The following is a 12,591-nucleotide window of genomic DNA, read 5'->3' as shown; positions in this document are numbered from 1 at the left end:
AATTATTGAACAATAAGAGTAAGTTTTTCAATATTTGACATGTTCCCCTCATGGTCTCTCACATAATACTGCAACACGTACGTTCCTTGCACATTGATATTATATTTTCCATCAATATGTATACGCTTATATAAATCACTTTTATTGTCTTGATTATCCTCAACTGTATCCACATAAGATAATGCGGAAAATCTACTTCCTTTTTTCACTGTAACTGTAGAAGATTTCAAACGAATCACTGGCATCCCCTTATCTTGTTGTTCTGATGTTTCCGTCACTTCTTCCTCTTTCTTCTCTTCCGGATGCATTTTTATTTCTTCTTTTTTGTTCTCCTCATACGTAACTTTCCGTTCAGCAGTCCCCACATTTTTCGCTTGGTCAATGACTGCATATTTTACAATTGCTTTTTTACCATCTCCACTTTTTACAATTTTATCAACAAAAATCTTATCCGTCACATCTCCGTCTTTATTATCTTCAGCTACAACCCCTTCTAATAACTGATCATAATCTTCTCCCTCTTTATATGTTATAGCACTTTTTCCCACCTCAATTACAGGGGCTGTTCTGTCCTCTTTTCTTAAAATCAGTACACTTGCCCCAAGCAGGATAACACTCATAAAAATCAAGATGCTTGTAATTAATTTGTTTCTCATTCCCAATCACCTCTATTTTTCCCCATGATGGCCGTAATATTTTCCATAATATTTATCTTGTTTCATATCTACCTTATTTAACACTGTGCCAAGAAGTTTACAATTTGATTTTTCCAACTGTTCTTTTACCACTCTCGCAAACTTATAACTCACACTATTTGCTGCAATAACCAAAATAGCAGCATCACATACACTAGATACAATCGCACTATCAATAACACTTCCAAGCGGTGGTGTATCTATAATCACATAATCATACAGTTTACGTACACCTGAAATAAAGGAAGCGAACTTTTTACTCCCAAGAAGTTCTGCCGGATTTGGTGGAACAGGTCCTGCAAAAATCATATATAAGCCAGACACTTCTGTTTTGCAAATCACTTCGCTAATTTCAGCTTGTCCAGATAAAAAATGTGTTAACCCTTTTACATCTTGCATAATTCGATATCTACCCAGCAAAACTGATTTTCGTAAATCTGCATCCACAAAAAGAACTGATTTACCATCCTCGGCAAACGCTTTCGCTAACCCCAATGAAACACTTGATTTTCCCTCACTCGGTGTACAACTTGTCAGTGCAATCACTTTATTATCTTCTCCTGAAAATTCAATGTTCGTACGAAGCGATTTAAAAGCCTCTTCATTTCTATAATCATCTTTTTTTAAATTCAGTGTAATCTCAACCATATATATGCCCTCTTATCTTCTTACTTTTACTGCTCTTTTTATGTTTTTCTTTTTAGAATATTTACCTTTTTTATTTTTTTTCACCTCTTCCTTAATAGGAATAGAAGCCAAAACATTCATTTCTAAATATTTCTCTACATCTACTGGCGTTTTAATCGTGTCATCACGCATAAAATTCAAAAGAATAATCCCTATGCACAAAAGAACGCCAAACATTCCTGCCATCAATACATTCCTTGCAACGTTAGGAGATGCTTTTTGCAGTGGAAGATTGGCTTCTTCCACTGTATTTACTGCATCAATATTCATCACTTCTTGAATATGTATGCTAGCAGATTCCCTTACTGCATCTGCAATATTTTTCGCTTTCTTTGGATCAGTATGACGCACAATAATTTTAAGCACACGTGTATCCGCAGGCGTTTCCACTGTAATCATTTCACTTAACTCTTTTGGAGTTTCTTTCAAGTTTAGTACCGACGAAACTTCTTCTAACACTGGTCGACTTTTAATCATCTCCATATAGTCTTTTGTCAACAATGCACCTGCCTGCAAATCACTAGAATTTACTGTGTTTTCATTTTGTTTTGGAACAATATAAATTTTTGTAACCGAATCATACTGTGGAGTAACAAATAATTTTGTGCCCACAAATCCCAACAGAGCAAAAACCACTGCGGATAATAAAATAATATGCGCCTTTTTCCACAATGCTGATATCAACATTCCAAGATCAATTGTAATTTCTTCTTGTTCTAAACTCGTATTCTTTTCCATCATTCTTCCTCTCATCATTCATTAAATTAGTATATTTTTTAGCATTTTTATTCCATTAGAATGAAAGATTTCTTTTGCATAATCTTCCCCAAATTTCTTTTGTACGTACTCTGCACTTTTCTGAATCATCGGACTTCTTCTTCCAGAACTATGAGCATCCGTTCCCACAAAATGCACATATTGCTCTTCCAATAAATTTTTAACAAATTTTTTCACTGTTCGTCCTGATTTTCCAATAATACTTCCCGCATTCACTTGCACATATATACCCATATCCATCAAGTAGGATACATATTCTTCCGAATCTAACAAGCAACGGTATCTTTCTATATGGGCTAAAATCGGCAAATACCCCTTCATCTGTATCTGTTGTAACCCTTGTTGAATATAATGGAACTCCGCATTAGGAGAAAACTCAATTAGTACATATTTTGACTTCCCCATTGTATGTACTTTTTTATGTTCCAATTTGTGAACTACATCTTGATTAAAATAAATTTCCATCCCCGGCATAATCAGAAATTTCTCGTCAATTTCTTGTGCCATTTTCCGAAGTGTCGTTAATCTCTTCTTATATTGTAGCGGGGTACACATTCCACGATGCTCATGATGGTGAGGTGTAGCAACAATAACTCGTATTCCCTCATCATAAGCCATTCGTAACATCTGATATGCTTCTCCCCAATTTTTTGCCCCATCATCAATCTCAGGCAAAATATGGCAATGTACATCAACAATCCCTTTCATTCATCCACTCCATTCTCTCTACTCTAATACTTCTCCTGCAAGTACACTTTTCATTTTTTGTTGTATAGCAGAAACAGATTCTTGATTCGGATACATAACATAAAGTAACTGTCTTCCTGAAGAATAACATGCTTGTTTACTTCCCTTTCCAACAGCATTTACCGAGGTAACCTTCCATTCCGAACCAGTTTTCAATTGCATACGCACTAAAGTCATAATTTCATCCTTTGTCATATTCGTTTCCACACTATCCGCAACACTATTTAACAATCGTGTTGTATCTTTCAAAATAACTGGAGACATTACCTTTTTAATAATGGCTGTAATAATCGCTTCCTGATTTTTCCCTCTCTGGTTATCCCCTTCCTTAAAACTATGACGCTCTCTCGCAAAGGCTAACGCCTGTTCGCCATTCAAATGATTCATCCCTTTATCAAACTTATATTCCCTAACTGAAAAATCATAATCAGAATTTACATCAACTCCATCGAGCAAATCTACTATTTTAATCAAGGAAGTGAAGTTCACCCTTGCATAGTAATTCAAATCAATCCCATAGATTTGTTCCAATGTTGCCATAGACTTATCTACACCATATATTCCTGCATGGGTTAATTTATCTTTTCGTCCCTTGGAGATACCTGGAATTTCCACATAGTAATCTCTTGGTGTTGTTGTTAATAAAATTTGCTTTGTCTGTGGATTCACCGTCATAATAATATTTACATCACTTCTACTATTTGTCGATATAGGACCATACACATCAATCCCACTAAGATATACATTAAATGGCTCTTTTACCGATAACTTCTCTGGCTCTTCTAATTGTGTATCTATTCCATATTGATATAACACCCGGATTTTAGACTCATACCCCTTTACTTTATCCCCTAGAATGCCATTAAATGCTTCGTTATAAATTGCCACATCGATTTCTCCATCTAACAATGCTTCTGCCATTTCTTCCATACTAGCATATTCTTTCGCATCGATCTTTTGTCCAAGTAATTCATCGATCTTCTTGCGCATCTTTTCTGTGTTTTCTTGGTCTAGTTCTGTTTGACAACCGAACTTATACGTTTTCGCTTCTAAGAGTGATTCTGCTTTATCTCCCTTTCTTACAACAGCAACCATATTATCTGTCTTATATTTTGCTCCGCCAACTTTCTCGATGGCTGCATCCATCTTCCAAATATAGTAACTCGCAAAACCAAATATGCTTGAAAATAGTAAACTAAATACAATTCCTACGATCGCCATTTTTTTCTTACCAAATTGCATTCCAAAGCACATTCCAAACAATACCAATAGTATAATTGCTATAATAATCATCAAGTCTGTAGAAAATGCTCCGAATTTCCATAATAAACTCAAAAAAATAGCAGAAACCACCAATTCTATTCCTGCTATTATCTTCCCTATAATGTGTTTTCCTTTTCTGCACAATCTTTGATCCATTGTTTTCATGTTTTTCACCTCTCATTAAACATAGTATCTCAACATAACAACTTTTAAATTTCTTTACATAATATAACATTTTTCGACATTTTTGTATATATTTTTTGAACACCAAATTTAACTTTCGTTATTTTTCCTATTTTTTTCTCTACATCGACCTACTTTTTATACATTATAAGGTTAAAAATAATTGTATGATTTTCGTTAAAAGTATGTTACTATATGCATATAAAATATTTTTAGGAGGTAAAATCAATGAAGAAATATTTATGTGAACCATGTGGTTATGTATATGATCCAGAACTTGGCGATCCAGATGGAGGAATTGCACCAGGTACAGCTTTTGAAGATATTCCTGATGATTGGGTATGCCCAATCTGTGGATTAGGAAAAGATGTATTTGTAGTTGAAGAATAAAACAAAGACGGTATCGTTCAATACACTGGACGATACCGTCTTTACTATTATTTCTATATTCTCATATTATGAAAAAATAATTTCCATTGTCGTTCCTTTCCCCACCTCGCTTTTCACACGTAAATCTGCGTGATGTAACATCGCTCCATGTTTAACAATAGAAAGTCCAAGACCTGTTCCCCCGCTTTGTTTAGAATGACTTTTGTCCACACGATAAAAACGTTCAAAAATTCTTTCTTGATCTTCTTTAGGAATTCCAATCCCTGTATCTCGAATAATGACCTTTTTCCCTTGCAACGTATTCCCTGCCCAAACACTTAACGTTCCACCTTCTATATTATACTTGATTCCATTTTCACAAAGATTATAAATCATCTCACTTAAAATCTGTCGTATGCCACTATAGATAACAGGTTCTCCTGTAACTTCTATTTTCACCTTTTTCTTTTCTGCCTGCAAAGATAAACGACTACACACTTCACAACATAGCATAAATAAATCTACATCTTCTTTTTCTAACTCCACCTTTTGTTCATCAAGTTTTGATAACTGAATAATATCTTCAACAAGCGTAATCAGGCGACTTGCTTCATTGTAAATTCGTTCTGAAAAATTCTGCATGTCCTCCGGTTTAACCAATCCACTTTTCATAATTTCTGCATAACCTGATATGGATGTCAACGGTGTCTTTAATTCATGTGAAACATTTGCCGAAAATTCTTTTCTCATTTGTGCAACTGCTTCTTTTTCTTTATTCCTTCTATCTAATCCTTCCAACAGAGGTTGTAATTCTTCATACACTTCATTTTCTAAAGGTTCTTCCAAATCCAATTCATTTATAGGACGAATTAATTTACCTGTTTGCCATCTTGCTAAGAGAATAGCAATTCCGATCATCACAATCCCTATACCAATCATATACGGAAGTACATTTAATAACATCGGCCATACATTATCCACAGTCCTTGCCACACGAAGTACGTTTCCATTTTTTAACTGTATTGCATAATATATCGAACGCTCTTTTGTTGTATCCGATTTTCTAACATCACTGCCCTTTCCCTTTTGCAATGCTTCTTTTATTTCTTTTCGTTCTCGATGATTCTCTAACCGTTCCTGTCCTAATCCTGAATCATATAATACTTGACCGCTCGGTTGTACAACAGTTACCCTTGCTTTCTGACGCACCTCATCCATTGTTTCTAAATATTGTTCTCCAGAAATATCAATGGCAGCTTTCATATAATCTGCTTCTTGTTCTACCTCACTTTCCAAATTGAAAAAAGATTGTTGATACACCACTAAAGCCAACAGTGCATATGTTGTTAAAAGTGTAATAAAAAGAATAAATACCATACTTCTTTGTATTCTACTCTTCATTGTCTCCTCCAATTCTATAGCCTACACCTCTTACTGTTTCAATTAATTCCCCTGCATCACCAAGTTTCTGACGTAGCGTACGCACATGTACATCTACAGTCCTTGTTTCTCCACTGAAATCATATCCCCAAATTTCCTCTAACAATCTATCTCTAGATAAAACAATATATCGATTTTTCATTAATAGTTCCAATAATTCAAATTCTTTTAACGTCAATACAATTGTTTTTCCATCCACTTTCACCTTATGCTTTTCCACATCAATAAGAATATTTTCTATACGATACGTTGTTTCTTCCTTATTTCGGATTGACCTTCTAAGAACCGCTTTAATTCTCGAAACTAACTCCATCATTCCAAACGGCTTTGTAATATAATCATCTGCACCTGTATCTAAACCAATTACTTTATCATATTCGGACCCCTTCGCAGTTAGCATGATAACAGGAATATCCTTTGTTCTTGCAGTTTTTCTCAATTTCTTTAAAATTTCTATTCCATCTTCACCCGGAAGCATAATATCAAGCAAAACAAGCTCTGGCGTTTCAAACGCCAAAGCTTCCATAAATGCCTTTCCTTCTTCAAATCCACGTGCTTTAAAGCCTGTCGATTCTAATGTATATACAACAAGTTCCCGAATGTTACTATCGTCCTCTACACAATATATCATTCCATTCTCCTTATCTTCTAGTGTTCTCTCTGCTCTCTATGTACACCAGTAATTGAAAATTCAACCCATTCTGCAATATTTGTGGCATGATCACCAATACGTTCCAAATATTTTGCAATCATTAACATATCGATTGCTCTTTCACCCTGATTTTCTGTTGTCGCTAAAAATGAAATCAGCCTTTCTTTCACCTGATCAAACAGTGTATCCACCTTATCATCAGAAGCGATGACTTTCCTTGTGAGTTCCAAATCTTTTTCAACAAACGCCTGTACACTCTTTGTTACCATCTTACTAGTTGCTGTAGCCATATCTGTCAAATATGGCAATGTAGACGCCTTGCTTTCCCTGGCAGATAACAGAATCTCAGCTATATCGGATGCTTGATCTCCAATACGTTCCATGTCTGTAATCATCTTAAGTGCTGCTGAAATTTGTCTTAAGTCTTTCGCAACTGGCTGTTGCTGCAAAAGCAATTTCAAGCATAATCTTTCGATATCTTTCTCCATCTGGTCTATTTCTTCATCTTCTCCGATAACAATTTTAGCCATTTCAAGATTTCCATCCGCTACTGCTTTTGTTGCATTTGCAATTGCCTTTTCACAAAGTTCTCCCATTTCCACAAGCATCTTGTTCATGTTATCAAGCTGCATATCGAATTTGTTTCTCATCTTTAACCAAACCTCCCTGTAATATAATCTTCCGTCCGTTTATCAGACGGTATAGAAAACAATTTTTCTGTATCATTATATTCTACTACCTCACCAAGAAGGAAAAATGCCGTATTATCCGACACGCGTACTGCTTGTTGCATGTTGTGGGTAACCATGACAATAGTATAATCTTTTTTCAATTCTATCGCAAGGTCTTCAATCTTTGACGTAGAAATCGGATCAAGTGCTGATGTTGGTTCATCCATTAAAAGCACTTCCGGCTGTACTGCCAATGCTCTTGCAATGCAAAGTCTTTGTTGTTGCCCTCCTGACATTCCTAAAGCACTTTTTTTCAATCGATCTTTTGTTTCTTCCCATATAGCTGCATCGCGAAGCGATTTTTCCACAATATCATCTAATTTTGATTTGGAACGAATACCATGTGTTCTTGGTCCAAAGGCAATATTGTCATAAATGCTCATTGGAAATGGATTCGGCTTTTGAAATACCATACCTACTCTTTTTCGAAGTAGATTCACATCCATTTTCCCATAAATATCTTCTCCATCTAGCAAAATTTTCCCATGAATTTTACATCCTTCTACCAAATCATTCATACGGTTTAATGATTTTAATAAAGTAGATTTTCCGCAACCACTTGGTCCAATAAATGCTGTAATCTTTTTTTCCTCTATTTCTAAACTCACATTTTTTAATGCTTTAAACTCTCCATAATGCAAGTCTAAGTTTTGAATACTTATTTTACTCATTCGTTTTTCCTTTCGTAATCTTCTTTGCTATAAATCCTGACAACCAATTGATTCCAACTACCATAACAAGTAGAACAACTGCCGTTGCATATGCTTTATCCATAAATAATCCCTCATTTGACAAATTATACATATGTACTGCCAAGGTTCTTCCTGAATTCATGGGATTTGCTGCAACTTCTGGTACTGTACCAGCTGTATATATTAAGGCAGCAGTCTCTCCTACAATTCTTCCTACAGCAAGAATCACCCCTGCTAAAATTCCCGGAACAGCACTTGGAAGAACAACACGAAATACTGTTCTTAATTTTCCTGCACCTAATCCAAAGCTTCCTTCTCTATACGTATCAGGTACAGATTTTAACGCTTCTTCCGTTGTCCTCATAATCAATGGTAAAATCATAATGGATAAAGTAAACGCACCTGATAAGAGAGAATACCCTAATTTTAGTGTAGATACAAAAAACAACATACCAAACAATCCATATACAATAGATGGAATTCCTGACAATGTTTCTGTCGTAATACGAATAATATCCACAAATTTATTTCCTTTTCCAGAATATTCCACTAAAAAAATAGCAGAAAAAATTCCTAATGGCACAGCTATAATAAGAGAAAAAGCTGTCATGAACAACGTATTGATGAGTGCAGGCATAAGGGAACTATTTTCACTCGTATACTTCATTGCAAATAAATCCGCTGTTAAATGTGGAATGCCTTTAACCAAAATGTAGGCAATCAAAAACAATAATATCGTGAATGTAATGAATGCCGATAGCATAACCAAAATCATCGCAATAAAGGAGGCTGGTGTTTTTAAGTATGCATGTAATTTATTTTTCCATTTAGACATTTCTTGACCTCCTATTTAACATAGATACACATAAATTAATCAACAAAATAAATACGAATAAAACAACCGCTGTTGCAATTAAAGCTTCTCGATGTAAATCTGTGGCATATCCCATTTCCATTACGATATTTGCTGTTAATGTTCTGACCCCTTGTGTAATCTCTTCTGGCAATCTTGGCTGATTTCCCGCCACCATAATAACTGCCATTGTTTCTCCTATGGCACGTCCAATACCAAGAATAACCCCTGCTAAAATCCCTGATTTTGCTGCAGGTAAAATCACTCTAAAAATACTTCTCTCATGGGTTGCACCAAGAGCCAATGCACCTTCATAATATTGCTCTGGGACAGCACGAATAGCTGATTCTGTTACTCCAATAATTGTTGGTAAAATCATCATCCCCAATAAAATTGATGCTGTAAGAATACTTTTCCCGTCTCCAGCTCGCTCCAATATACCAGCTCTTCTCAAATCCAAACATATTTCATGTATCATCGGAACAATTACAACTAATCCAAAAAAACCATACACAACAGATGGTATTCCAGCCAATAATTCTGTTGCTCCTTTTAAAAATGGATACATTTTCTTCGGACAATATTTCGCCATAAATACAGATGTTAAAATACCGATTGGTACTCCTATGATAATTGCACCAACCGTTACATAAATACTTCCAATAATCATCGGAAAAATTCCATAAATATTATTTCCTGGTTTCCATTTTTCTCCTAAAAGGAAATCAGCAAATCCAATTTCTTTCATTGCAGGAACCCCATTTGCAAATAAAAAAATACAAATGAGAGCTACTGCCAGCACCGAGGCACAGGCAGCAGTGAAGAACACTCCCCGCATGAACTTTTCTTTCCATGCTTTTTTCATTTTATTTTACGACCTCATCCCAAGCTGTTACTTTACCTGTAAAAATATCTTTTACTTGTTCGCTTGTTAGTTCTTTTACTTCACTATTATTGTTTACAATTACTGCAATACCATCTAATGCGATTACTGTAGATTTAACACCTTTTGAAAGTTCACTCTCTTTTAATTCTCTTGATGCCATACCAATATCAAAAACACCATCAATTGCTGATGTTACGCCTGTTGTTGAATCACTTGTTTGAATTTCAACTTCTACTTTTGGATTTAATGCTACATATGCTTCTTTTAATTTTTCCATTGCTGGTGATACTGATGAAGATCCTCCAATAACCACTTTACCAGTTGCACCATTGGATTTATATTCTTTTACATCATCCACTGGAATACATCCTGCTTCTTCTACAATCTTTTGTCCTTCTGGACTCATAATGTAATTGATAAAGTCCTGTGCAACATCACTTACTTTATCTTTTGTTACAATATTAAATGGTCTTGAAATTTTATATTTACCAGATTTAATATTTTCTGCTGTTGCTTCTGCTCCATCGATTTTCACCGATTTAATTGTATCATTTAAAGAACCAAGAGAAACGTATCCAATTGCATATTCATTTCCTTCTACAGTAGACATCATAACCGATGTACTATTTGTAATGCTTGCTTCTTCTGTTGTGTGATCTACTTTTTCTCCACTAGAATCTTTTTCTTCTATTCCAAATAATTCGATAAAGGCTCCTCTTGTTCCTGAACCATCTTCTCTTGATACAACTGCGATATCATTTGCTGTATCCCAACCTTCCGTTTTATTTTCTGCGCCTTTTTTCTCACCACTGTTTCCGCATCCTACAACAGATACGATTGTCATTGTTGCTACTGCTGCAATTGCTAATATTTTTTTCAATTTCATTTTCTTTCTCTCCTTTGATTTTGAATATCTTCTTCACAGGTTATATAATATCTAAGTTATGTTAAATCCAAAATCTGTTCTATGTTAAATCTATGTAAAATGAAAGAGTTTTTTATCATAAATAAAAAAGGATCTAAACCGTATCTACATCAATACTGTTTAAATCCTTTTTTCTAGAGTCGTTTTTCAAAATTCCCTATTACATAAGAGCCTTCATTAAATATCATAAACGCATTGGCATCTATTCTTTGCACAATCCTTTTTATTTGGTTTACCTCATATTTAGAAATAACAACAGATAAAATCTCTGTATCCTCATTCGTATATGCTCCAACACCTTTCCAATTCGTCACACCTCTTCCGGTCTCTTCCATAATCGCTTTGGCAACTCCTGCTTGTTTTGTAAAAATCATTACATTTGTATTAATATTCTGGATATGAATGCGATCAATAGTAAAGGATAGCACCGTAGTATAAATAAGTGAATATATTACAATCTCTACATCAAATAGTAATAGACAAATACCATACACACCAATATTCATCAACATCCCGATCTTACCCACACTGAATCCTGGATATTTTTTTGCACAAATCACACCAAGAATATCCTGACCACCGCCAGAACTTCCTCCTCGAAGCAACATCCCAGTACCACAGCCAGAAATAAGTCCACCAATAATACATGCCGTAAGCATATCTGAAATAATTGGTTCCTTCGGAATTGGAATCAATGTCAAAAATGCACTTTGCAATGTAACGGATATAATCGTTCGTACAAAAAATCCTTTACCAATATCCTTCCATGCCAAATACATTAATGGAATATTAATTAAATAATAAATAATCCCCGCTAAGTCAAAACTACCCAAATTAATATGAAGTACATTAACTACAAATGTACGCAATAACTGTGCAACTCCCATGAATCCACCATTATATAGATTCATTGGCATAATAATTAAATTAACACCAAATGCAAACAGGAAACCTCCTAAAATCGTATAGATTAACTGTTGTATTCCTCGTTTTCTTTTCTCATTCTCCATTGTTTTCCCCCTGTATATCTCTAATCAGTAAAGCCAAGTTTGACTGGCTCCTGCTTAGTCACTTCCGCGACTTCTTCTTGTATATCTTCTATTATTTCTTGTCCCTGACAAGATACTATTGCATTATTTAATGATAACATCTTCTCGTCTAGCATAGACACCATATCCGCACAGTCCCTCAATTCTCTGCTAATATATTCTGGTGCATTCCCTTCAAACTTGTAATAAATCTTATGTTCTAAACTTGCCCAAAAATCCATTGCTATTGTTCTAATCTGTATCTCTACTTTTGTATTCACTACACTATCAGATAAAAATATCGGTACAGAAACAAGCATGTGATAACTTTTATATCCGCTTTCTTTTGGATTCTTAATGTAATCTTTAATAGTAAGTACCTTTAAGTCACTCTGATTCCCTATCATAGATGCCAATCGATAGATATCCGAGGTAAATGAACAAATCAATCGTACTCCTGCTATATCATTGATATAGCGAATCATATTATCAATAGAAACTTCATATCCGTATCGTTTCAATTTCTTTACAATGCTTTCTGGCGTCTTAATCCTCGTCTTAATATGTTCAATTGGATTATAGCTATGCACATGCTTAAACTCATCATTTAAAATCTCTAGTTTTGTTCCAACTTCTTTCAAAGCTGAATTATATAAAAACATG

Annotated in this window: 15 protein-coding genes; 1 reads left to right on the top strand and 14 read right to left on the bottom strand. The window is 34.8% G+C overall.

The annotated features are described in order from the left end of the window. Positions 1-2: 2 nt before the first annotated feature. From ACY2U7_RS07425 to ACY2U7_RS07405, 5 genes are read right to left on the bottom strand one after another with little or no spacing between them, the layout of a single operon-like run. On the bottom strand, positions 3-656 hold the full coding sequence (locus ACY2U7_RS07425) for an immunoglobulin-like domain-containing protein (RefSeq protein ID WP_461816136.1): 654 nt from the start codon (positions 654-656) through the stop codon (positions 3-5). A 12-nt stretch (positions 657-668) separates the two neighbouring features. Next, the gene (locus tag ACY2U7_RS07420) at positions 669-1,343 is read right to left on the bottom strand and encodes a polysaccharide biosynthesis tyrosine autokinase (RefSeq protein WP_461816135.1); all 675 of its coding nucleotides are present in this window, start codon (positions 1,341-1,343) and stop codon (positions 669-671) included. A 12-nt stretch (positions 1,344-1,355) separates the two neighbouring features. Continuing rightward, positions 1,356-2,120, bottom strand: a complete 765-nt coding sequence (locus ACY2U7_RS07415; RefSeq protein ID WP_461816134.1) for a Wzz/FepE/Etk N-terminal domain-containing protein — start codon at positions 2,118-2,120, stop codon at positions 1,356-1,358. Positions 2,121-2,141: 21 nt separating this feature from the next. Further along, positions 2,142-2,867, bottom strand: coding sequence for a CpsB/CapC family capsule biosynthesis tyrosine phosphatase (locus tag ACY2U7_RS07410; protein ID WP_461816133.1), 726 nt, complete (start codon positions 2,865-2,867; stop codon positions 2,142-2,144). Between the two features lie 18 nt (positions 2,868-2,885). Beyond that, complete coding sequence (locus ACY2U7_RS07405; RefSeq protein WP_461816132.1) at positions 2,886-4,334, bottom strand: LCP family protein; 1,449 nt, start codon at positions 4,332-4,334, stop codon at positions 2,886-2,888. A 246-nt stretch (positions 4,335-4,580) separates the two neighbouring features. Here ACY2U7_RS07405 and rd point away from each other — a divergent pair, with 246 nt between their 5' ends. Then, positions 4,581-4,742 carry a rubredoxin gene (rd, locus tag ACY2U7_RS07400; protein ID WP_461811126.1) on the top strand — a complete coding sequence of 54 codons (162 nt, stop codon included), beginning with the start codon at positions 4,581-4,583 and terminating at the stop codon, positions 4,740-4,742. Between the two features lie 66 nt (positions 4,743-4,808). Here rd and ACY2U7_RS07395 read toward each other — a convergent pair whose 3' ends face one another. The 9 genes from ACY2U7_RS07395 to ACY2U7_RS07355 form a co-directional block, all read right to left on the bottom strand. Continuing rightward, the gene (locus ACY2U7_RS07395; RefSeq protein ID WP_461812226.1) at positions 4,809-6,122 is read right to left on the bottom strand and encodes a sensor histidine kinase; all 1,314 of its coding nucleotides are present in this window, start codon (positions 6,120-6,122) and stop codon (positions 4,809-4,811) included. Beyond that, positions 6,112-6,792 carry a response regulator gene (locus ACY2U7_RS07390; protein WP_461812225.1) on the bottom strand — a complete coding sequence of 227 codons (681 nt, stop codon included), beginning with the start codon at positions 6,790-6,792 and terminating at the stop codon, positions 6,112-6,114. The genes ACY2U7_RS07395 and ACY2U7_RS07390 overlap by 11 nt, the downstream gene beginning before the upstream one ends. A gap of 17 nt (positions 6,793-6,809) precedes the next feature. Next, positions 6,810-7,463 (bottom strand): phosphate signaling complex protein PhoU, encoded by a 654-nt coding sequence (gene phoU, locus ACY2U7_RS07385; RefSeq protein WP_461812224.1) that lies wholly within the window; start codon positions 7,461-7,463, stop codon positions 6,810-6,812. Positions 7,464-7,465: 2 nt separating this feature from the next. Beyond that, complete coding sequence (gene pstB, locus ACY2U7_RS07380) at positions 7,466-8,215, bottom strand: phosphate ABC transporter ATP-binding protein PstB (RefSeq protein WP_461812223.1); 750 nt, start codon at positions 8,213-8,215, stop codon at positions 7,466-7,468. Beyond that, the gene (gene pstA, locus ACY2U7_RS07375; protein WP_461816131.1) at positions 8,208-9,071 is read right to left on the bottom strand and encodes a phosphate ABC transporter permease PstA; all 864 of its coding nucleotides are present in this window, start codon (positions 9,069-9,071) and stop codon (positions 8,208-8,210) included. The genes pstB and pstA overlap by 8 nt, the downstream gene beginning before the upstream one ends. Further along, positions 9,064-9,954, bottom strand: coding sequence for a phosphate ABC transporter permease subunit PstC (gene pstC / locus ACY2U7_RS07370; RefSeq protein WP_461816130.1), 891 nt, complete (start codon positions 9,952-9,954; stop codon positions 9,064-9,066). Before pstC ends, pstA begins: the two co-directional genes overlap by 8 nt. A gap of 1 nt (position 9,955) precedes the next feature. Further along, on the bottom strand, positions 9,956-10,861 hold the full coding sequence (locus ACY2U7_RS07365; RefSeq protein ID WP_461816129.1) for a substrate-binding domain-containing protein: 906 nt from the start codon (positions 10,859-10,861) through the stop codon (positions 9,956-9,958). A gap of 173 nt (positions 10,862-11,034) precedes the next feature. After that, the gene (locus ACY2U7_RS07360; RefSeq protein WP_461816128.1) at positions 11,035-11,910 is read right to left on the bottom strand and encodes a YitT family protein; all 876 of its coding nucleotides are present in this window, start codon (positions 11,908-11,910) and stop codon (positions 11,035-11,037) included. 20 nt (positions 11,911-11,930) lie between these two features. Then, positions 11,931-12,590, bottom strand: a complete 660-nt coding sequence (locus ACY2U7_RS07355) for a GTP pyrophosphokinase (RefSeq protein WP_461812265.1) — start codon at positions 12,588-12,590, stop codon at positions 11,931-11,933. Position 12,591: the final 1 nt, after the last annotated feature.

Origin of the sequence: Faecalimonas sp., from assembly GCA_029264305.1 — a bacterium.
GTDB lineage: Bacteria > Bacillota > Clostridia > Lachnospirales > Lachnospiraceae > Faecalimonas.
Note: the sequence above shows the minus strand (reverse complement) of the source record. Positions and strands in the feature narration are given on the sequence as shown.